At 66.6% G+C, this 20,032-nt stretch carries 20 protein-coding genes; 11 read left to right on the top strand and 9 right to left on the bottom strand.

All coding sequences use genetic code 11. The annotated features are described in order from the left end of the window. Nucleotides 1–4: 4 nt before the first annotated feature. The 3 genes from E7773_RS07215 to E7773_RS07205 are packed head-to-tail and all read right to left on the bottom strand — an operon-like array spanning nt 5 to nt 2,003. Nucleotides 5–493, bottom strand: a complete 489-nt coding sequence (locus E7773_RS07215; protein ID WP_293989878.1) for a surface-adhesin E family protein — start codon at nt 491–493, stop codon at nt 5–7. Nucleotides 494–516: 23 nt separating this feature from the next. Beyond that, nucleotides 517–1,032, bottom strand: coding sequence for an RNA pyrophosphohydrolase (locus E7773_RS07210; RefSeq protein ID WP_293989877.1), 516 nt, complete (start codon nt 1,030–1,032; stop codon nt 517–519). Further along, nucleotides 1,029–2,003, bottom strand: coding sequence for an alpha/beta hydrolase (locus tag E7773_RS07205; RefSeq protein WP_293989876.1), 975 nt, complete (start codon nt 2,001–2,003; stop codon nt 1,029–1,031). The genes E7773_RS07210 and E7773_RS07205 overlap by 4 nt, the downstream gene beginning before the upstream one ends. A gap of 40 nt (nt 2,004–2,043) precedes the next feature. On the opposite strand from E7773_RS07205, the gene E7773_RS07200 reads away from it, so the two are divergent. The 5 genes from E7773_RS07200 to E7773_RS07180 all read left to right on the top strand — a co-directional run bounded on the left by E7773_RS07200 (nt 2,044) and on the right by E7773_RS07180 (nt 7,735). Continuing rightward, complete coding sequence (locus E7773_RS07200) at nt 2,044–2,973, top strand: histone deacetylase (protein WP_293989875.1); 930 nt, start codon at nt 2,044–2,046, stop codon at nt 2,971–2,973. 69 nt (nt 2,974–3,042) lie between these two features. Then, on the top strand, nt 3,043–4,977 hold the full coding sequence (locus E7773_RS07195) for a 2-oxoacid:acceptor oxidoreductase subunit alpha (RefSeq protein WP_293989874.1): 1,935 nt from the start codon (nt 3,043–3,045) through the stop codon (nt 4,975–4,977). Then, nucleotides 4,974–5,348 carry a hypothetical protein gene (locus E7773_RS07190; protein ID WP_293989873.1) on the top strand — a complete coding sequence of 125 codons (375 nt, stop codon included), beginning with the start codon at nt 4,974–4,976 and terminating at the stop codon, nt 5,346–5,348. Before E7773_RS07195 ends, E7773_RS07190 begins: the two co-directional genes overlap by 4 nt. After that, complete coding sequence (locus tag E7773_RS07185) at nt 5,345–6,379, top strand: 2-oxoacid:ferredoxin oxidoreductase subunit beta (RefSeq protein ID WP_293989872.1); 1,035 nt, start codon at nt 5,345–5,347, stop codon at nt 6,377–6,379. The genes E7773_RS07190 and E7773_RS07185 overlap by 4 nt, the downstream gene beginning before the upstream one ends. A 3-nt stretch (nt 6,380–6,382) precedes the next feature. Further along, nucleotides 6,383–7,735 (top strand): deoxyribodipyrimidine photo-lyase, encoded by a 1,353-nt coding sequence (locus E7773_RS07180; RefSeq protein ID WP_293989871.1) that lies wholly within the window; start codon nt 6,383–6,385, stop codon nt 7,733–7,735. A gap of 181 nt (nt 7,736–7,916) precedes the next feature. Here the strand turns inward: E7773_RS07180 and E7773_RS07175 are convergent, their stop codons facing one another. Further along, on the bottom strand, nt 7,917–8,180 hold the full coding sequence (locus tag E7773_RS07175; protein WP_293989870.1) for a LysR family transcriptional regulator: 264 nt from the start codon (nt 8,178–8,180) through the stop codon (nt 7,917–7,919). A gap of 133 nt (nt 8,181–8,313) precedes the next feature. On the opposite strand from E7773_RS07175, the gene E7773_RS07170 reads away from it, so the two are divergent. Then, nucleotides 8,314–9,465, top strand: a complete 1,152-nt coding sequence (locus tag E7773_RS07170; protein ID WP_293990013.1) for a cyclopropane-fatty-acyl-phospholipid synthase family protein — start codon at nt 8,314–8,316, stop codon at nt 9,463–9,465. Then, nucleotides 9,465–10,634 carry a serine hydrolase domain-containing protein gene (locus E7773_RS07165; RefSeq protein WP_293989869.1) on the top strand — a complete coding sequence of 390 codons (1,170 nt, stop codon included), beginning with the start codon at nt 9,465–9,467 and terminating at the stop codon, nt 10,632–10,634. The genes E7773_RS07170 and E7773_RS07165 overlap by 1 nt, the downstream gene beginning before the upstream one ends. Before the next feature lie 89 nt (nt 10,635–10,723). Here the strand turns inward: E7773_RS07165 and E7773_RS07160 are convergent, their stop codons facing one another. Both E7773_RS07160 and purF read right to left on the bottom strand, forming a co-directional pair. After that, the gene (locus E7773_RS07160) at nt 10,724–11,428 is read right to left on the bottom strand and encodes an SDR family NAD(P)-dependent oxidoreductase (RefSeq protein ID WP_293989868.1); all 705 of its coding nucleotides are present in this window, start codon (nt 11,426–11,428) and stop codon (nt 10,724–10,726) included. 2 nt (nt 11,429–11,430) lie between these two features. Beyond that, a complete protein-coding gene (gene purF / locus E7773_RS07155) occupies nt 11,431–12,879 on the bottom strand; it encodes an amidophosphoribosyltransferase (protein WP_293989867.1) in 1,449 nt (482 codons plus the stop codon). Between the two features lie 86 nt (nt 12,880–12,965). Between purF and hisI the strand changes: the two genes are divergently transcribed. From hisI to E7773_RS07135, 4 genes are all read left to right on the top strand, one after another. Next, entirely contained in the window at nt 12,966–13,328 is a 363-nt protein-coding gene (hisI, locus tag E7773_RS07150; RefSeq protein WP_293989866.1) for a phosphoribosyl-AMP cyclohydrolase, read from the top strand. Nucleotides 13,329–13,449: 121 nt separating this feature from the next. Beyond that, entirely contained in the window at nt 13,450–13,941 is a 492-nt protein-coding gene (locus E7773_RS07145) for a hypothetical protein (RefSeq protein ID WP_293989865.1), read from the top strand. Nucleotides 13,942–13,978: 37 nt separating this feature from the next. After that, on the top strand, nt 13,979–14,401 hold the full coding sequence (locus E7773_RS07140; RefSeq protein ID WP_293989864.1) for a MerR family DNA-binding transcriptional regulator: 423 nt from the start codon (nt 13,979–13,981) through the stop codon (nt 14,399–14,401). 3 nt (nt 14,402–14,404) lie between these two features. Then, a complete protein-coding gene (locus E7773_RS07135; protein ID WP_293989863.1) occupies nt 14,405–16,207 on the top strand; it encodes an acyl-CoA dehydrogenase C-terminal domain-containing protein in 1,803 nt (600 codons plus the stop codon). Nucleotides 16,208–16,337: 130 nt separating this feature from the next. On the opposite strand, the gene E7773_RS07130 is transcribed toward E7773_RS07135, so the two are convergent. The 3 genes from E7773_RS07130 to E7773_RS07120 form a co-directional block, all read right to left on the bottom strand. Further along, complete coding sequence (locus tag E7773_RS07130) at nt 16,338–17,681, bottom strand: cell wall hydrolase (protein WP_293989862.1); 1,344 nt, start codon at nt 17,679–17,681, stop codon at nt 16,338–16,340. 92 nt (nt 17,682–17,773) lie between these two features. After that, nucleotides 17,774–18,694 carry a cysteine synthase A gene (gene cysK / locus E7773_RS07125; RefSeq protein ID WP_293989861.1) on the bottom strand — a complete coding sequence of 307 codons (921 nt, stop codon included), beginning with the start codon at nt 18,692–18,694 and terminating at the stop codon, nt 17,774–17,776. Further along, entirely contained in the window at nt 18,691–19,971 is a 1,281-nt protein-coding gene (locus E7773_RS07120; RefSeq protein ID WP_293989860.1) for an MFS transporter, read from the bottom strand. The genes cysK and E7773_RS07120 overlap by 4 nt, the downstream gene beginning before the upstream one ends. Nucleotides 19,972–20,032 lie beyond the last annotated feature (61 nt).

Below are 20,032 nucleotides of genomic sequence, written 5' to 3'. Positions count from 1 at the left end.
GCCGTCAGCCGCCGTGCGAATTATATTTCGAGCCCGACGAGTTGCCGACACCCATTGCTCGGCGCCCGGCCGCAAACGGGTTGCCCGCGCCGTAACTCTTGGCGCTGCTCGGCCGCGTGCCGCCGCTGCACACGAACTGGCGCGCCGAATCGTCGAGCGACCCGCTAGTGACGTCACGCCACATCCCCGACCCGGCCTCGTCCGACAAAACCGTCAGCCGCGAATTGTACCCGGTCAGGTGCAGGAAGCGGTAGCGCGCGCCGGTGCAATCGAATTCGAGCACCAGCTCGCGCGACGCCGTGCCGTCATCATCATCGGCGGAATGGACGCTCCATGCGTGGATGCGGCGCATGTTGGGGCCGCTGTTCACGATGCTGTCACGGTCGATGAAATAGGCCGTGGTGTTGGTGTCCGATATGGCCACCAGATACCAGTTCTTCGCCGATGCGGGCAGGGCCCAGAACAACGCGACCAGCGCGACCCATTTGATCATGTCACCCCTCCGTAACAGCGTCGCTATCGTGTCGCGCCGTCGTCCGTTTGGCAAGCATTGGCCGCGGTCAAATGGTCCGCCAGGGCGGCGAGTACGTCTTCGTAGAGCTGGCGTTTGAACGGCACGATCAGCCCGGGCAGGCCGCTTGGGTCGACCCAGCGCCACGACATGAATTCGGGGTGCGGCGTCGCGAGATTGATATCGGTGTCCTCGCCGAGAAAGCGATACAGAAACCATTTCTGCCGCTGCCCGCGCCATTTGCCCTTCCACACCTTGCCGACCAGATCGTCCGGCAGATCGTAGAAGAATTCACCCGGCGCCTCGGCGATCAGCGCGACCTTGTCCGGGGCGACGCCGATTTCCTCACCCAACTCGCGCAGCGCCGCTTCCTGCGCATCCTCGCCGGGGTCGATCCCGCCCTGCGGCATCTGCCACGCTTCCATCGTGGTATCGATCCGCTGTCCAACGAACGCCAGGCCGTCGCGGTTGATCAGCATCACCCCGGCGCACGGACGATAGGGCAGGTCGCGGTCGTTCATTCGGCGGCTTGCGCCATCATGCGGTCACCTTCGGCCTCGACGACGATGTCCTTCAATGCGGCGAGTGCCCCCGCGACGTCGCCGACGCTCGACGGAATGACCTTCCGCATCGTGATGAAGCCGTGGACGTTCCCCTTCGCCTCGCGGAAAACCACCGGCACCCCGGCGTTCGCGAGCCCCGCCGCATAGGCACGGCCCTGGTCGCGGATCGGATCGAGGCTCGCGGTCACGACCACTGCCGGCGGCAGACCCGCCAGGTCGCCGACCAGCGGCGAGGTGCGCACGTGCGCCGCTTCGGACTGATACGCGGCGTCGAACCACTCCATCGACTCGCGCGTCAGCAGATAGCCGTCGCCGAACTGGGCGTAGGATGGATACTCCCGGCTCATGTCGGCGGCGGGGTAGAAGGGGAGTTGCGCGATCACCGGCACTTTGGCTGGCGCGTCGCGCAGCGCCATTGCGGTAACGATCGCCAGATTACCTCCGGCGCTGTCGCCGACAAGGATGATCGACGTCACGGCACGGCCCAACTCGGCCGGTCCGCTCGCGACCCAGCGCGCAGCCGCCTCGCAATCGTCGGGCGCGGCGGGCCATTTGGCTTCGGGTGCGAGGCGATAGTCCACCGCGATCACCGGCAAATCGAGGACGCGTGCCATTTCCGCGGTGAAGCTCGCATGGCTGTCGAGGTCGCCGATCACGAACCCGCCGCCGTGGAAGAACACCACCGCCGGCCCTGGCTCGCGGCTGGTGCGCGGGTCGAACAGCCGCGCGGGGATGTCGCCCGCCGGTCCCGGGATCTTGAGGTCGAGCATCGTGCCGAGCTCGCCGATCGGCGGGTCGGCGACGTCCTTCATCATCACGTACATCGCGCGCGCCGCCGCCGGCTCGAGCTCGTGCATCTTCGGCCCGGGCATCGCCGCAAGATAGTCGAGGAACCCGCGGGCATCGGGGCGGACGAAGGGCTCGGTCATGCGGCTATCCTCTGGTGATGTGAGTTCTTAAATAAAAGCGATGATCGCGGTCGTCCATCACCCTGCCTATGTGGCGCCCGGCCAGCCACGCTCGGGGTATCAGTGGAACAAGAACGGCGCGATCCGCGACTTGTTGCGCGAAGCGGGCGAGGCGATCGAATGGTTCGAGCCCGATGCGATGCCGCGCCGCTGGATCGAGGCGGCGCACGATCCCGACTATGTCGCCGAAGTGATCGAGGTGCGCGTACCGCGCGAGAAGGAGCGGCGGATCGGCTTCCCGATCGACGCGACGGTGGCCGAGCGTGCGCAACTGGTGCCGGGTGGGACGTATCTTGCGGCGAAGCTGGCGCTCGACCGCGGTTATGCGGCGAACAGCGCGGGCGGTAGTCATCACGCGCTCGCCGATACCGGCGCGGGTTATTGCGTGTTCAACGACCTCGCCATCGCGGCGATCCGGCTGATCGAGGAGCGGACGGTCGCGCGGTTGATGATCGTCGATTGCGACGTGCACCAGGGCGACGGCACGGCGGCACTGACCGCGGGCCGGCCGGGGATCGCGACCTATTCGATCCATGCCGCGAAGAATTTCCCGGCGCGTAAGGCGCGATCGACGCTCGACGTTCCGCTGGCCGATGGAACAGGCGACGCCGCGTATCTCGAAACGCTCGAAGCGACGCTCGCCCCAATGCTCGATGCCGAGCGCCCGGAACTGATCCTGTATCAAGCCGGGATCGATCCGTTCGCTGGCGATCGGCTCGGGCGGCTCGACCTGACCGACGACGGCCTCGCGCGGCGCGAACGGCTGGTCGCGCGGTTGGCGATCGAGCGCGGCGTTCCGCTCGCGAGCACGGTAGGCGGCGGGTACGCCGACGACGTCGTGGCGCTCGCGCGCCGCCACGTCGCCGCGATCCTGACGCTGGGCCGAGCATTCGCCGATGCGCGGCAAAGAACGGTTTTCACGCGAGTGTAACCGATCTACGTTGGCCGGCAGGGGCTCCACGCCTAGGAAGCCCGCGAAACGACCGCAGGACACAGTGACATGGCGACCGCCGCCCATGAAGTGACGCCGCAAGAGGCGTCGGCCCATCCCCCCGCAGAATCGATCGTCGTCCGCTTCGCCGGAGACTCGGGCGACGGCATGCAGCTGACGGGCGGGCAGTTCACGCTGTCGACCGCCTTGGCCGGGAACGATCTCGCAACCTTCCCCGATTTTCCCGCCGAGATCCGGGCGCCGCAAGGCACGTTGTTCGGCGTCTCCGCCTTCCAGATCAATTTCGGCTCGACCGCGATCGATACCGCGGGCGACGCGCCCGACGTCCTGGTCGCGATGAACCCGGCGGCGCTCAAGACCAATGTCGAGGCGCTCAAACCCGGCGGACTGATCATCGCCGATGAGGGCGAGTTCGGCGAGCGCAACCTGGCCAAGGCGAAGTACGACGCCAACCCGCTCCACGACGGCAGCCTCAACCGCTGGCAGTTGCTGAGCCTCAACATGTCGCAGCTGACGCTCGATGCGGTGAAGCCATTCGGGCTCGGCAACAAGGAAGCGCTGCGCTGCAAGAACATGTGGACGCTGGGACTCGCGCTGTGGATGTTCGACCGCTCGCGCGACCCGATCGTCGCGTGGCTCAACGCCAAGTTCGCCAAGAACCCGACGCTCGCCGAAGCCAATATCGCCGCGCTGAACGCGGGCCACGCCTATGGCGAGACCGCCGAGCTTTCCGGGCCGATGAAGCAGCATCACGTCGCCGCGGCGCCGGCCGAGCCCGGGCTGTACCGCACCGTGACGGGGGCCGAGGCGATCTCGATGGGCCTGGTCGCGGGTGCGCAACTGGCGGGCATCCCGATGTTCTTCGGCGGCTATCCGATCACGCCGGCATCGGCGATCCTGCACCACCTGAGCCGGCTCAAGGAGTTCGGTATCACGACCTTCCAGGCCGAGGACGAGATCGCCGCGATCGCCTCCGCGATCGGCGCCTCCTATGCCGGGCAACTCGGCGTCACGTCGTCATCGGGGCCGGGGATCGCGCTGAAGGGTGAGGCGATGGGTCTCGCGATCATGACCGAATTGCCGCTGGTGATCATCAATTCGCAGCGCGGCGGGCCGTCGACCGGGCTGCCGACCAAGACCGAGCAGTCCGACCTCTATCAGGCGGTCTATGGCCGCAACGGCGACGCGCCGATGCCGGTGATCGCTGCGCGCAGCCCGTCCGACGCGTTCGAGGTGGCGATCGAAGCGGTGCGGATCGCGACGCAGTACATGACGCCGGTAATGGTGCTGACCGACGGTTACATCGCCAACGCGGCCGAGCCGTGGAAGGTGCCGGCGGTCGGCGACTATGCGCCGTTCCCGGTGCGGTATCTCGAGCAGGCGCCGGCCGAGGGGTTCCAGGCCTATGCCCGCGACGCCAAGCTGGCGCGGCCGTGGGTCAAGCCCGGCACGCCCGGTCTGCTCCATCGCATCGGCGGGATCGAGAAGGCGCTGGGCACCGGCAACATCGACTATTCGCCCGCCAACCATCAGGCAATGACCGACATCCGCCGGGATAAGGTGCTGGGGATCGACGTGCCCGACCAGGCGGTCGAATTGGGTGGCGAAGGCGGCAAGCTGGCGGTGGTCGGCTGGGGATCGACCTTCGGACCGATCCATCAGGCGGTTCGACGTGCGCGCCGCCGCGGGCTCGACGTCAGCCATATCCACATCCGTCACATCTGGCCGATGCCGAAGAACCTTGGCGTGTTGCTCAAGGGGTACGACAAGATCCTCGTGCCCGAAATGAACACGGGCCAGTTGAAGACGGTGCTGCGCGACCAGTTCCTGGTCGATGCGCGGCCGCTCAACAAGGTCAGCGGCCAGCCGTTCCGCATCGCCGAGATCGAGGATGCGATCGACGCGATGCTTCGCGGCGGCTCGGGTGGCGAGGTACCCGCCGACGACGCGCAATTGCCGAGCCCCGAGGCGATCAACCCGTGAACGCGGACAGCTCGCAGGCGGCGTTGCTCAACGCCGGCGTAGTGATCGGGCTGTGTGCGCTCGCCTATTTCGTGTTCCCCGGTCACGACGGAGTCATGATCGCGGTGGGCGTGGTCGCCGGGTTCGTGCTGGCGATGCTGACGTTCGGCAAGACGATGCCGGCCGGCGCCACCATCCCTGCCGCGCTCGGTGCGTTCGTCGGACTGGTGCTGGTCGCCTTCGCGATACCGTGGGTGGTTCGCAGCGAGCTACACGCCGACGACCTGGGCGGAATGCGCGCCGGATTGATTACGATGAGCGCGGCGGTGGGGGCATTGTTGTGGGGCGTCGCGTTGCGCCTGTTGTGGAATGCAAGGAAGTTGATCCGATGAACGACATGACGCCGCCCGTGAAGTCGAGCCCCAAGGATTGGGAAACCGACCAGGAAGTGCGCTGGTGCCCGGGCTGCGGCGACTATGCGATCCTGAAGGCGGTGCAGCGCACGATGCCCGAAATCGGCGCGCGGCCCGAGAACACCGTGTTCGTCAGTGGCATCGGCTGCTCGTCGCGTTTCCCCTATTACATGGAAACGTACGGCTTCCACACGATCCACGGCCGCGCGCCAGCGGTGGCGACGGGGGTCAAGCTCGCCAATCCCGAGCTCGACGTGTGGGTCATCACCGGCGACGGCGACGCGCTGTCGATCGGCGGCAACCACACGATGCACTTGTTGCGGCGGAACCTGAATTGCCAGGTGCTGCTGTTCAACAATGAGATTTACGGGCTGACCAAGGGGCAATATTCGCCGACCAGCCGCGTTGGGACGCGCAGCCCCTCGACCCCGTTCGGATCGGTCGACCGTCCGGCGATGCCGTGCGCGTTCGCCCTGGGTTCGGGCGCGCGGTTCGTCGCGCGGGCGATCGACGTCAACAAGAACCTGCCGGCCGTGCTCAAGGCCGCTTACGAGCATCAGGGCGCGGCGTTCATCGAGATCTTCCAGAATTGCATCGTCTACAATGACGACGTATTCGCTAACTTCACCGACAAGGCCAACGTGGCGGCGAACCAGTTGTGGGTCGAGCACGGCAAGCCTCTCCTCTTCAACAACGGCACCGAGGGGCTGGCGATGGATCACGAGCGCCTGGTGCTGACGGTGGTCGATGTGCACGACGGCGACTGGCAGGCGGCGGGAGTCGCCGTGCACGACCAGACCAACAAGGGGCTGGCGCACATGCTGGTCGAAATGCCGGTCGGCGCGTTCCCGATGGCGCTGGGGGTGATTTACGACGATCCCGCCCCGACCTTCGACAGCGCCGTCATCGCGCAGAACGCGCAGGCGTCGGCGGGCAAGAAGCCCGATCTCCAGAAGCTGTTGAGCCAGGGCCAGACCTGGATGGTCGACAAGCAGCCGCACGAAATCTGAGTTTTGCCGTCGATCGTCTGGCTCCGCCGCGACCTCCGCCTCGCCGATCAACCGGCGCTGGCGGCGGCGATCGCGGATGGGCCCGTTGTTCCGGTCTACGTGCTCGACGACGATACGCCGAGGCACCGCGCGATGGGTGCCGCGTCGCGCTGGTGGCTCCACCATAGCCTCGCCAGTCTCGACAAGGATTTGCGTGCGAAAGGATCGCGGCTCATCCTGCGGCGCGGGAAGTGCGACGAGGAGCTGACCAAGGTCGCGAACGAGGTCGGCGCGGGGGCCGTCCATGCGATCCGGCATTACGAGCCGTGGTGGCGCAACGCCGAGCGCGCGGTGGCGAAACAGCTCGACCTGGCGTGTCACGACGGCAATTACCTCGCGCCGCCGGGATCGGTGACGACGGGGAGCGGCCAGCCCTACAAAATCTACACGCCATTCTGGCGCGCGCTGAATGAGCTCATGCCGCCACCGCATCCGCTCAACCGGCCGCGCGAGATACCGGCGCCGTCGACATGGCCGAAGAGCGACAAGCTGGCCGACTGGGACTTGCTGCCGACCAGGCCCGACTGGGCGACCGGGTTCGGCAAGGAATGGACCCCGGGCGAGGCGGGCGCGCACGGCCGGCTCGACGATTTCGTGGACGAGGTCGCGGACTATGCCGAGGGCCGCAACCTGCCATCGGTCGAGGGCAGTTCGCGCCTGTCGCCGCACCTCCATTTCGGCGAGGTGTCGCCGGCGCAGGTCTGGCATCGGCTGGCGGGGCGGAAGGCCGAGGTGTTCCTGAAGGAACTGGCGTGGCGTGATTATGCGCAGAACGTGATCCTGCAACTCCCCGATTACGCGTCGAAGAACGGCCGCGAGCGGTTCGACACACTGCCGTGGCGGTCGTCCAAGGCCGATCTGCGCGCTTGGCAGCAGGGCCGCACTGGCTATCCCATCGTCGATGCCGGGATGCGCCAGCTCTGGGCGAGCGGGTGGATGCACAACCGCGTGCGGATGATTGCCGCGAGTTTCCTGATCAAGCACCTGCTGATCGACTGGCGCGAGGGCGAAAAATGGTTCTGGGACACGCTGGTCGATGCCGATTACGGCAACAACAGCGTCAACTGGCAATGGGTCGCGGGCACCGGGATCGACGCGAACATGTGGGGCCGCATCATGGCGCCGCTGGTGCAATCGGAGAAGTTCGACGCGGCCGATTACATCCGCGAATGGGTGCCGGAGCTGCGCGATCTGCCCGACGAGGCGATCCATGATCCCGATGAAGCGGGATGCCGCCCCGACGGCTATCCGGCCAAGATCATCGGCCATCGCGAAGCGCGCGAGCGGGCGTTGGCGGCGGGACGAAAGGTGCGCTGACGCCGCCTAAGTTCACAAAGTTGACACTGGATCGGTCGTTTACGCCAATCGCGCCGGCGAAGCATCCACATCGCCGCCGCCCGGCGACACGCGCGCCTCACGAGCGCGCCTCCTGCGTCACGCCGCTGCGGCACTAAAGCGGCTGGCAGGCGCCGCCGACGCACCACGGAAGCGCCGGCGATCATCGCGGCGCCTTGGGCGTCGACTCGTCGCGCCCGAACGGGTCGGCGAGCCGCCGCGCATGGCTGGCGAGGACGGCACTCCATTGCTGGTCGAACGGCGTGCCGGCAAGCCGGCGGCGCAGACGGTGCGCGCTCGACCGCGACATTCCCGCGGCACGGGCGGCCAGCGCGACGCTGCCGGTGTCGAACAGGGCACGAAGAAACAGGCGCTGACGCCCCGGAGTCCAGTGCGCGCGGTCGGGCAAGGGGCGGTGCTGATCCATTCGCCAGTATGGTTCATATCAATTCCTACATTGAAAGCAGCTTGTGCGCTGGTGCATGGATTGCGCCATGGACGTTGCCGTTTCCGTGAAGAAACCCCGGGCCGCGGGGGCGCTGGGCTGGTTCGGCCGGCGGATGCTGGCGCGGATCGACCGGGGGATCGTCGAGGGGGCGATCACTGCCTCGCTGCCCGGTGGCCAGCCGCATCGCGTCGGTGGGCGCTTGCCCGGTCCCGAGGCCGTCGTGATCTTGCATTCTTGGCGCGCGCTGTGGCGGCTGGCGACGGGTGGGTCGGCAGGCTGGTATGAGGCTTGGGTCGCGCGCGAATGGGAAAGCCCCGATCCGGTCGCGCTGTTCGAGCTGTTCACCCGCAACCGCCACACGCTGGCACCGACCGCGCGGGCGCAAGGGATCGGGCGCTGGCTGCGGCGGCAATGGCATCGCGCGCGGCGCAACGACCGGACGGGCGCGCGGCGGAACATCCGGGACCATTACGACCTGGGCAACGATTTCTACGAACTCTGGCTCGACCCGAGCATGACCTATTCGAGCGCGATCTTCGCCGCGCCGGACCAGTCGCTCGAAGAGGCACAGCGCACCAAGCTCCGCTCAATCCTCGATCGAACAGAGTGTAAGGCGGGTGATCGCATCCTCGAGATCGGTTGCGGCTGGGGCTCGTTCGCCGAGGAAGCGGCGCGTGCGGACGTTACCGTTCACGGCATCACGCTCTCGACCGAGCAGAAGGCTTATGCCGAGGCGCGGCTGGCGCGGCAGCGGCTGGCGGGCGAGATCGAACTGATCGACTATCGCGACGTCGCCGGCCGCTATGACGGCGTCGCAAGCATCGAGATGGTCGAGGCGGTCGGCGCCGAATATTGGCTCGATTATCTCGGTGCGATCGCCCGGGCGCTCAAACCGGGCGGGCGCGCGGCGATCCAATATATCGCGATCGACGATGCGATTTACGAGGATTACGCGCGCAACGTCGATTTCATCCAGCGCTACGTCTTTCCCGGCGGCATGCTGTTGTCCGAAAGCCGGTTTCGCGCGCTCGCGGAAAAAGCGGGGCTGGCGTGGTGCGATGTCGTGGCGTTCGGGCACGACTATGCCGAAACGCTGCGGCGCTGGCGCGAACGGTTCGATGCGGCGGTCGCGGGCGGGCTGATGCCGAAGCAATTCGACAGATATTTCATCGATTTGTGGCGCTATTATCTGATGTATTGCGAGGGCGGGTTCCGCGGCGGCGCGATCACCGTCGCACAAGTGACTTTGGTCAAGGAGGGGTGATGGAGCGACTGATCCTGGCGGCAACGCTCGCGATTGCCGGTGCTGCGACTGCGCAGACGGTGGCGATCACCCCCGACAACGCGGCGAAACTGCGCCAGGTCGGTGCCGAGGTGTTGTTCTGGAACCAGCAGCAGCGCGACCAGAACTTTCCAGCGATGGAGAAGCTGTTCCCCGGGCACGTCGTGAAGGCCGGCGGCAAGGTGCGGCCGTTGCCCCCGGGCAAGCCGCTGGCGATCCCCGAGGGTGACATCGAGACCGCGATGACCGATCTCAACATCGCCGGGATGATCGTCGTGCAGGATGGCAAGGTCCGGCTCGAACGCTACGCGCGCGGTTACGGGCCGGAAGGGCGCTGGACCAGTTTCTCGGTCGCAAAGTCGTTCACCTCGACCTTGGTCGGCGCGGCGGTTCGCGACGGATACATCAAGTCGATCGACGATCCGGTGACGCGCTACATTCCCGACCTCGCCGGCGGCGGCTATGACGGCGTGACGGTGCGCCAGTTGCTGACGATGACGTCGGGCGTGAAGTGGAACGAGGATTACACCGACCCCAAGTCCGACGTCGCACGGATGTTCAGCGATCCGGTGCCCGCAGGGCAGGATCCGACCGTCGCGTACATGAAGAAGCTGCCGCGCGAGACCGCGCCCGGGACCAAGTGGGTTTACAAGACCGGCGAGACCAATCTGATCGGCGTGCTGGTCGAGCGCGCGACGAAGAAGACGCTCGCCGACTATCTCAGCCAGAAATTGTGGAAGCCGTGGGGGATGGAGCACGACGCGTTCTGGATGGTCAACCCGGGCGGGCACGAGGTCAGCGGGTGCTGCCTGTCAGTCAGTCTGCGCGATTATGCGCGGATGGGGCTGTTCGCGCTGTCGGGCGGCAAGGGCGTGGTGCCCGACGGCTGGTTCGCCAAGGCGACCAGCTCGCAAATCCCGCCGTCGGATGAGTTCAGCGGCGGGGCAGGGTACGGCTACCAATGGTGGGTGCTGCCGGGCGGACGCTACGCCGCGATCGGCATTTTCGGGCAGAGCATCATGATCGATCCCGCCAAAAAGCTGGTGATCGCCGTGTCGAGCGCCTGGCCGCGCGCGACGGGCAGCGATTTATCGGCCAAGCGCAATGCGTTGTGGATGAAACTTGAGGCGGCGGCTGATCTTGAGCTTTAGCCGTCACCCCGCACTTGTTCCGGGTCCAACTCTCCCCGATCGGTAGCGCTCATGGCGCACTGGATGCCGGAACAAGTCCGGCATGACGGCTACTGGCCGACCCGCTCGATGTGACCCGATGCAAAATCCTCGCCGATCAACGCCACGATCCGTGCCGCCACATCCTCGGGCGGCTTGACCTTGCTCGGGTCCTCACCCGGATAGGCCCGCTCGCGCATCTTCGTCCGCGTCGCGCCGGGGTCGACAATCGCCACGCGAATCTTGCTCACCGCTTCGACTTCCTCGCCATAGGCCAGCACCAGCGTCTCCATCGCTGCCTTGGACGCGCCGTAGGCGCCCCAATAGGCGCGCGGCCGGCGTCCGACGCTGGAGGTCAGCGCGATCACACGTCCATGCGCCGATTTTCGCAGCGCCGGGTCGAACGCCGCGATCAGCGCGGCCTGCGCGCTGACATTGAGCGTCATCACCTTGGCGAACTCGCCCGGATCGATCGCCGGCACGGCCGACAGCGACCCGAGCATCGCCGCGTTGAGCACCATGATGTCGAGCGCGCCCCAGCGCTCGCTCACCGCCGTCGCCAGCCGCGCGATGCTGTCGGTCTGCGTCAGGTCGAGCGGCGCGATCGTCGCGGTGCCGCCGGCGGCGTGGATCGCCTCTTCGACTTCCTCGAGCGCGCCCGCCGTCCGCGCGGTGAGGATAACATGTGCGCCCTCCGCTGCGAGCGCCTTCGCCGTGGCGGCGCCAATCCCGCGGCTCGCGCCGGTCACCAGCGCGAGTTGTCCTTGCAATCTCATGTTTATTCCGCTGCTTCGTGGAGGGCGAGTTCGGCGTCGAGCGCGTCGTGGTCGGTCAGCCGCGTCGGGTAATCGCCGGTAAAACAGGCGTCGCAATAGCGTGGCGTCATGTCGTTGCGGCCCGCTTCGCCGAGCGCCTTATACAGTCCGTCGATGCTGACGAACGCCAGGCTGTCGGCGTGAATGAAGTCGGTCATGCCGGGCACGCTGAAGCGCGAGGCAAGGAGCTTGTCGCGTTCGGGCGTGTCCACGCCGTAGAAGCACGAATTGGTCGTCGGCGGGCTGGCGATGCGCATGTGCACCTCGCGCGCGCCGGCTTCGCGCATCATCTCGACGATCTTGAGGCTGGTGGTGCCGCGAACGATCGAATCGTCGACCAGGATGATCGACTTGCCCTGGATCAGCGCGCGATTGGCGTTGTGCTTCAGCTTGACGCCGAGCCGCCGGATCTGATCGCCCGGCTGGATGAAGGTACGCCCGACATAGTGCGAGCGGATGATGCCGAGCTCGAACGGAATGCCCGATTGCTGGGCATAGCCGATTGCGGCGGGGACGCCCGAGTCGGGGACGGGGATGACGAGATCGGCCTCGACCGGCGATTCGATCGCGAGCTGCGCGCCGATCGCCTTGCGGACGCTGTACACCGACTGGTCGCCCGCGATCGAATCGGGGCGCGAGAAATAAACCCACTCGAAAATGCATGGGCGCGGATTGGTCTGACCGAACGGGCGGAGAGAGCGGAGCTGGCCGTTCTCGACGATCACCAGTTCGCCCGGATCGATCGAACGGACAAACTCAGCGCCGACTACGTCGAGCGCAACCGTTTCCGACGCGAAGATATACGCGTCGTCCAATCGCCCCATCACCAGCGGGCGGATGCCGAGCGGATCGCGGCACGCGATCATGCCCTGCGGCGTCATCACGATCAGCGAATAGGCGCCCTCGACCCGGCGCAGCGCGTCGATGAACTTGTCGAGCGAATCGCGGTAACTGCTGGTCGCGACGAGGTGGAGGATCACCTCGGTATCGCTGGTCGACTGGAAGATCGCGCCGCGCGCGACCAGATCGTCGCGCAGGAACATCGCGTTGGAAATGTTGCCGTTATGCGCGACCGCGAACCCGCCGGTGGCAAGCTCGGCGTAGAGCGGCTGGACGTTACGGAGCGCAGTTTCGCCCGTCGTCGAATAGCGGACGTGCCCGCACGCGACGTCGCCGCGCAGCGCGGTCATGATCTCGTCGCGGTCGAAATTGCCCGCGACATGCCCCATCGCGCGGTGGCTGTGGAAATGCGCGCCGTCCCAGCTGGTGATGCCGGCGGCTTCCTGCCCGCGGTGCTGGAGCGCGTGCAAGCCCAGCGCGACGAGCGCCGCCGCGCCGTCGGCGCCCGACACGCCGAATATGCCGCATTCCTCGCGGAGCTTGTCGTCCTCGAACGGATTGGTCGTCAGCATGGGGATCCGGATGCCGTGGGGCCGAGGGCCATATAGTGAGGCGAACCGGGTTTGTCGCGCCCCTTCGCCGCGAATATGACCGCTGCATGACCGACTCGCGCGAAACCGGGCTGATGCTCGATCCGAAATGGGGAGCCGACGGGCTGATCACCGCGGTGGTCACCGATGGCCATTCGGGTGGTGTGCTGATGGTCGCGCACATGAATGCCCAGGCGTTGAAGGCGACGGTCGATAGCGGCGAGGCGGTGTTCTGGTCGCGCAGCCGCGGTGAGCTGTGGCGCAAGGGCGCGACGTCGGGCAACACGATGCGCGTGCGCGAGGTGCGGATCGATTGCGATCAGGATGCGGTGTGGCTGATCGTCGATGCGGCGGGGCCGGCGTGTCACACGGGGGAGCGGTCGTGCTTCTATCGCCGAATCCATGGCGTCGGGCTGGAGCGGGTGGAATGAAGGCGTTCAAATCCTCCTCCGTCACCCCGGACTTGTTCCGGGGTCCATTGTACCGCGGGGGTGGCGCTTGAGCCTTTTGTCATTTCTTCGGTTCCACGATGGATCCCGGCTCAAGGCCGGAATGACGGTTTTGTTGGTTTTGCTGGGGTCATGTTCGAGCCAATCGACGCCTGACGCCAAACCGACCCCATCCAGCCTCGAAGCCGCGGCGATCGACGCCGGGATCATCTCCGATCCCGCCAATACCGACCCGACCGGCCTATACGCGCGCGACCGCGACAAGGTCTGCGTCGTGCCGAGCGCGACGGCGTTTCATGTCGGAGTCTACGTCGATTACGGCGACGATTATTTCTGCAGCGGATCGGGCGGGGCGACGCGCGCCGGGGAAACGCTCCATGTCGAGCTGACCAGCGCGCCGGGGTGCAGCTTCGACGCGAAGTTCGACGGTGATCGGATCGCGGTTCCCGGTGCGTTGCCCGATGCCTGCCAGAAGGCGTGCTCCAAACGGGCGTCGCTCGCCGGGCTTAACGTCGAGCGGCTGAGCGATTCGCCGTCCGAAGCGGCGGCGCTGCGCGACGGGCGCGGCAAGATGCTCTGCGCGAACGCCAGGTAGCGTTGACGTAAACGTAAGGTAAGCGTAGCATCGCGCCATGCCGTGGGTGCCGTCCAACGCCGCCATCGAGCCGCTCCATGACCGGCAAGATTTCTCGATCTCCGACCTGTCGACCGAATTCGGCGTCACCGCGCGCGCACTACGTTTTTACGAAGACGAGGGCCTGATCGCGCCCGAGCGGCGCGGCACGCAGCGCATCTATTCGCACCGCGACCGCGCGCGCCTCGCCTGGATCCTGCGCGGCAAGCGCGTCGGCTTCTCGCTGACCGATATCCGCGAGTTGATCGATCTGTACGACATCGGCGACGGGCGCCGTACGCAGCGCCAGCGCACGATCGACCGCTGCCATGCCAAGATCGACGCCCTCAGCGCGCAGAAGCGCGACATCGACGCCGCGATCGCCGAGCTGACCGAATTCACCGCGCTGCTCGAAGCGGCGCGCGACAACGACAAGGACTAATCCATGCCGCAATACACGCCACCGGTGCGCGACACGCGCTTCGTGCTCGACCATGTGCTCGGGCTGGAGCGCTACGCCAATCTGCCGGGATTCGAGAATGCCACGCCCGACACGGTCGATGCCGTGCTTGAGGAAGGCGGGCGGTTCGTCGCCGAGGTACTGTTTCCGCTCAATCAGTCGGGCGATCTGGAAGGCTGCACGCGCCACGACGACGGCAGCGTGACGACGCCTGAAGGATTCAAGGACGCCTACACCAAGTTCGTCGAATCGGGCTGGGGCACGCTGAGCGCGCCCGCGGAGTTCGGGGGGCAGGCGATGCCGCACGTCGTGTCGACCGCATTCCAGGAATTTATGATTTCCTCGAACATGGCGTTCGCGATGTATCCCGGGCTCACCCACGGCGCGATCGCCGCCTTACTGGTCAAGGGCTCGCCCGAGCAGCAGGCGAAATACGTTCCCAAGATGGTGTCGGGTGAGTGGGGCGGCACGATGAACCTGACCGAGCCGCAATGCGGCACCGACCTCGGCCTGATCCGTACCAAGGCCGAGCCGCAGGCCGACGGCAGCTATGCGATCACCGGCACCAAGATCTTCATCTCGGCGGGCGAGCACGACCTGACGAGCAACATCATCCATCTTGTGTTGGCGAAGACGCCGGGCGCGCCCGAAAGCTCGAAGGGGATTTCGCTCTTCGTCGTGCCCAAAATCCTCGTCAACGACGACGGGTCGCTCGGCGAGCGCAACCATGTCCAGTGCGGGTCGATCGAGCACAAGATGGGCATCCACGGCAACGCGACGTGCGTGATGAATTACGACGGCGCCAAGGGCTGGCTGGTCGGCGAGGAGATGAAGGGCCTCGCCGCGATGTTCATCATGATGAACGCCGCGCGGCTTGGGGTCGGGCTGCAGGGGCTGGGCGTGGCGGAAACGGCGTATCAGAACGCCGTGCAATATGCGCACGACCGGCGTCAGGGGCGCGCGCTGACCGGCGCGGCCGAGCCGCAGGAAAAGGCCGACACGTTATTTGTTCATCCCGATGTCCGCCGCATGCTGATGGATGGCAAGGCGCTGACCGAGGGGCTGCGCGCGCTGTGTCTGTGGGGCGCGCTTCAGGCCGATCTCGAACATGCCGCCGCGACCGAGCAAGAGCGCGAGCACGCCGCCGACCTGCTCGGGCTGCTGACCCCGGTGATCAAGGGCTATGGCACCGACATGGGTTATGCGATCGCGACCGAGGCGCAGCAGGTCTATGGCGGGCACGGCTACATCCAGGAATGGGGGATGGAGCAGTACGTCCGCGATGCCCGGATCGCGATGATCTACGAAGGCACCAACGGCATCCAGGCAATGGACCTAGTCGGGCGCAAGCTCGCGCAGAACGGCGGGCGCGCGGTGCAATTGCTGTTCAAGACCGTGGCCGAGGAAGTCGCCGCGGCGAAGCAGGTCGAGGCGACGGCGGACTTCGCGGGCGCCCTGGAAAAGGCCAACGGCGAGCTTCAGACGGCGACGATGTGGTTCATGGCGAACGGCATGACCAACCCCAACAATGTCGGCGCCGGCGCGCATTCGTACATGCATTTGATGGGGATCGTCGCGGTCGGGCTGATGTGGCTGCGCATGGCCGAGGCAGCGGCGCGGCTCAAGGCGGCGGGCGAGGGCGATCCGGCGTTCCTCGATGCCAAATTGGTAACCGCGCGTTATTTCGCCGAGCGGATCATGCCCGAGGCGGGTGCGCTGCGCCGCAAGATCGAGGGTGGCGCGGAGGCGCTGATGGCGATCCCGCCGGAGATGTTCGCGGCGGCATAACCTCTCCCTTTGGGAGAGGGTCGAGGCGCGTTAGCGCCGAGGGGTGAGGGCAGGGTCGAGCCGCTCCGCTGCTGCCCTCACCCTTCCGTCGCCTTCGGCTCCTCCCTCCCTCTCCCACAGGGAGAGGGAATTAGGGCCGCTCTGATTTAGCCGCAGGCGCCGGCGTCGCGGCGGGCTTGGGCGGATTTTCCTTCTTCCGCACGCCGCTCAGGCCATCGGGTACCGCTGGCTTCAGCGAGAAGTTCGCCGTCGTCGGTGGCGTCGCGCCGGGTGTGGTCGTAGCCGGTTTCGCGGGCGGCGGCGGCAGCGCGGCCGTCGGCACGCCCAAAACCTGCAGCTTCATGCACTCGCCCTTCGACGCGCGCTTGAACTGGCCACAATTCCACAGTGCCTTCTCATATCCGCGCGCCTTGTCGCGCAGATAGCTGAACGCCATCGCCGAAATCTGCGACTGGCCGAGCGGCAGACCTTTGGGAGTCTTTCCCTTGTCGGTCCACGCCATCAGCTTGCAATATTCGCGCGTGCCGCAGGCTTTCGCGGCGACTTGCGGGAACGAGTCGGGCGGCGCGTGCGGGTCGAGCGTAACGAGGAAGCTGTTGGGATCGATCGACAGCGCTTGCGATCCGCCGCCGGTTCCGGCGATGGTCGCGCTATCGATTTCGGCGGGATTGACCACGGCGAGATCCGCCACCGCGCCGCTATGCGCCGCGGAGAAACCGGCGAGCGCGGGAATGCCCGGCTCGAACCCCGACACGCTGTGCACGAACGCGGCGGGGGTGCCCCACCAGCCGGTCCAGCGGAAGAACAGGTGAGTCTTGACTGCGGTCACCTTGTCGAGGCTCGCGCTCCAGTACGGCACCACCCAGTCGGTGTGGTAATGCGTCGAATAGCCGACCTTGCCGTAGACCGCGCCGCTGAGTGCGGCGCTCGCGACCTCGCGCGCGCGCGCCCAGGCGGCGGGGTTGGGATGCCAGCGGTTCATCGCGCCGTCGCAGGCGAAGGTGAACTGGCATCCGGTCGAGCGTTCGGAGCCCTGGAAGATCACGCCGCAAACCGATTTGGGGAAGGCCGGGTGCCGGACGCGGTTGAGTACGACCTGCGCCACCGCGCGCTCGCCTTCGGTGTCGTCGCCCGCTTCGTACAGGACGCCGACCGCCAGACAATCGACCGCCCGCGCGCGCGCGTCCTTGTCGCCCGAGAAGATGAACGGCCGCGCCGGCGGGTTGGGCGCTGTCGAGAAGGGCACCGTATCGTTGAACGCCTTGGCATCCTGCGGCGTGATCGCTTGCAGCTCGACCGGTTCCACCGGCGGCAATTCGGTCTTCGGCACGACGCGCTGCGCCACCGCGACGTTGGGCAGCGGCCTCGCGTGCGGCGCGAACAGCACGACCGCCGTCGGTACCGCGATCAGCGCAAGGCCGACCAGCGCCAGAATGACGCGCAGGCTCAACGACGGGGGCAGCGAACGGATCAAGTCACAACCTGTTTTGGGATGGGCACCGCGATGCGGCGCACGCCCTTAGCGCAAAGCGCGCGCATTGCCAAAACCCGGACGTTCGTGTCCGCTCAGCTTTCGGGCAGGAAGTCCGGGACCGACAGATAGCGCTCGCCGGTGTCGTAGTTGAACCCGAGCACGCGCGTCCTCGCGGGCAGGTCGGGCAGCTTCTGCGCGATCGCCGTCAGCGTCGCGCCCGAACTGATTCCGACCAGCAAGCCCTCTTCGCGTGCCGAGCGCCGTGCCATTTCCTTGGCATCGTCCGCCTCGACTTGGATCACGCCGTCGAGCACCTGCGTGTGGAGATTGGCGGGAATGAACCCCGCCGCGAGCCCCTGGATCGGGTGCGGCCCCGGCTGGCCGCCCGAAATGACCGGCGAGAGTGTCGGTTCGACCGCATAGACCTTGAGGTTCGGCCACTCCTTCTTGAGCACCTCGGCGACGCCGGTGATGTGCCCGCCGGTACCGACCCCGGTAATGAGCACGTCGATCGGCGCGTCCGCAAAATCCTTCAGGATTTCCTGCGCGGTGGTGCGCGCATGAACCTCGATATTCGCGGGATTCTCGAACTGCTGCGGCATCCACGAATTGGGTGTCGCCTCGATCAGCTCGAGCGCGCGTTCGATCGCGCCTTTCATGCCCTTTTCGCGCGGGGTCAGATCGAATTGCGCGCCGTACGCCAGCATCAGGCGGCGGCGCTCGAGCGACATGCTTTCGGGCATCACCAGAATGATCTTGTAGCCCTTGACCGCCGCAACCATCGCCAACCCGACGCCGGTATTGCCGCTGGTCGGCTCGATGATCGTGCCGCCGGGCTTGAGCTTGCCGTCGCGCTCGGCCGCCTCGACCATGGCGAGTGCGATACGGTCCTTGATCGACCCGCCGGGGTTCGAACGCTCGGACTTGATCCACACCTCGGCGCCGGGGAACAGCCGCTGGATGCGGATGTGCGGGGTGTTGCCGATCGTTTCCAGAATGGTGTTGGCCTTCATGGCTGGGCGACTCCGTGCTGGGGTGGGGTTTGGAGGATGTCGGGCGGCTCGAACGTCTTTGCAAGCCTGAGCTCGGGAAACAGCCGCGACCAGGCGAGCACGATGACGATTGCGGCGACTCCGCCGAACGCGACCGCGCCGACCGGCCCGAGCAGCGACGCCATCAGCCCGGTTTCCGCCTCGCCGAGTTCGTTCGAAGCGGAGATGGTGAGCTGCGAAACCGCGCCGACGCGGCCGCGCATCGCATCGGGCGTGTGGAGCTGGATCAGCGACGAGCGGACATAGACCGACACCATGTCCGCCGCGCCCGCGACGATCAGCGCGGCGAGGCTCAAGGGGAACCAGGTCGAGAAACCGAATGTCAGGATCGCGGCCGCGAAGATCAACACCGCGACGAGCATCTTCACCCCGACATTTTCCTTCATCGGGCGGATCGAGAACCAGATCGACCCGGCCGACGCCCCGATCCCCATCCCCGCGGCGAGGACGCCGAGGCCGGTCGGCCCGACGTGCAGGATGTCGCGGGCATATACCGGGAGCAACGCGGTCGCACCGGCGAGCAATACGACGAACAGGTCGAGCGTGATCGCCGCCAGCACCAGCCGATTGTCGCGCACATACTTGAACCCGTCGGCGATACGCTGGAGCGGGTGGCGGTCCTTCTGCGCGGGCGGCTGCGGCACCTTGCCGATCAGAAAGATCGTGCCGAGCGCGACCAGCAACATCGCGGCGATTGCGCCGTATGCGAGGTCGGGGTGGATCGCGTAGAGCAGACCGCCAATGCTCGGCCCGGCGATCGTACCGGTCTGCCACGCGATCGACGACACCGCGATTGCGGTCGGCAGGACCTCGCGCGGCACGAGGTTGGGGGCGAGCGCGCCATAGGCCGGACCAGAGAAGGCGCGAACCACGCCAACCACTGCGGCGGCGGCGAACAGGACCGGCAGGCCCAGCATTCCGGCGCTCGTCATTACCCCCAGCATTACCGCATTGAGCGCGAGCACGGCCGTCGTGATCCGCACGATCCATCGCCGGTCGAACGTGTCGGCGGCCAGCCCAACCACCGGTGTCAGCACGAACAGCGGCACGAACTGCACCAAACCGATCATGCCGAGCATGAACGCCGCTTGCTTGATGTCCATCGTCTGGCGGGCGAGGCCGTAGACCTGCCACCCGATCACGATCCCCTGCGCGCTGACCGCGACGGTGCCGAGGAAACGCGACACCCAATAGGCGCGGAAATTGGCGATGCGCAGGGGATGGTCGGCGGGTAGCACGCATATGCCCTTAGTCGGCTCGTGGCGACTTGGGCAACCATGGCAAAGCTTGGCCGTTGAA

The sequence above is a fragment of the Sphingomonas sp. genome (assembly GCF_004799495.1).
GTDB lineage: Bacteria > Pseudomonadota > Alphaproteobacteria > Sphingomonadales > Sphingomonadaceae > Sphingomonas.
The sequence above is the reverse complement of the archived record's forward strand: the minus strand, read 5'-3'. Positions and strand labels throughout refer to the sequence as shown.

Coding starts and splice junctions, on each gene's coding strand:
- E7773_RS07215 (WP_293989878.1), bottom strand. CDS start 493: ATGATCAAATGGGTCGCGCTGGTCGCGTTGTTCTGGGCCCTGCCCGCA.
- E7773_RS07210 (WP_293989877.1), bottom strand. CDS start 1,032: ATGAACGACCGCGACCTGCCCTATCGTCCGTGCGCCGGGGTGATGCTG.
- E7773_RS07205 (WP_293989876.1), bottom strand. CDS start 2,003: ATGACCGAGCCCTTCGTCCGCCCCGATGCCCGCGGGTTCCTCGACTAT.
- E7773_RS07200 (WP_293989875.1), top strand. CDS start 2,044: ATGATCGCGGTCGTCCATCACCCTGCCTATGTGGCGCCCGGCCAGCCA.
- E7773_RS07195 (WP_293989874.1), top strand. CDS start 3,043: ATGGCGACCGCCGCCCATGAAGTGACGCCGCAAGAGGCGTCGGCCCAT.
- E7773_RS07185 (WP_293989872.1), top strand. CDS start 5,345: ATGAACGACATGACGCCGCCCGTGAAGTCGAGCCCCAAGGATTGGGAA.
- E7773_RS07175 (WP_293989870.1), bottom strand. CDS start 8,180: ATGGATCAGCACCGCCCCTTGCCCGACCGCGCGCACTGGACTCCGGGG.
- E7773_RS07170 (WP_293990013.1), top strand. CDS start 8,314: ATGCTGGCGCGGATCGACCGGGGGATCGTCGAGGGGGCGATCACTGCC.
- E7773_RS07165 (WP_293989869.1), top strand. CDS start 9,465: ATGGAGCGACTGATCCTGGCGGCAACGCTCGCGATTGCCGGTGCTGCG.
- E7773_RS07160 (WP_293989868.1), bottom strand. CDS start 11,428: ATGAGATTGCAAGGACAACTCGCGCTGGTGACCGGCGCGAGCCGCGGG.
- purF (WP_293989867.1), bottom strand. CDS start 12,879: ATGCTGACGACCAATCCGTTCGAGGACGACAAGCTCCGCGAGGAATGC.
- hisI (WP_293989866.1), top strand. CDS start 12,966: ATGACCGACTCGCGCGAAACCGGGCTGATGCTCGATCCGAAATGGGGA.
- E7773_RS07145 (WP_293989865.1), top strand. CDS start 13,450: ATGACGGTTTTGTTGGTTTTGCTGGGGTCATGTTCGAGCCAATCGACG.
- E7773_RS07140 (WP_293989864.1), top strand. CDS start 13,979: ATGCCGTGGGTGCCGTCCAACGCCGCCATCGAGCCGCTCCATGACCGG.
- E7773_RS07135 (WP_293989863.1), top strand. CDS start 14,405: ATGCCGCAATACACGCCACCGGTGCGCGACACGCGCTTCGTGCTCGAC.
- cysK (WP_293989861.1), bottom strand. CDS start 18,694: ATGAAGGCCAACACCATTCTGGAAACGATCGGCAACACCCCGCACATC.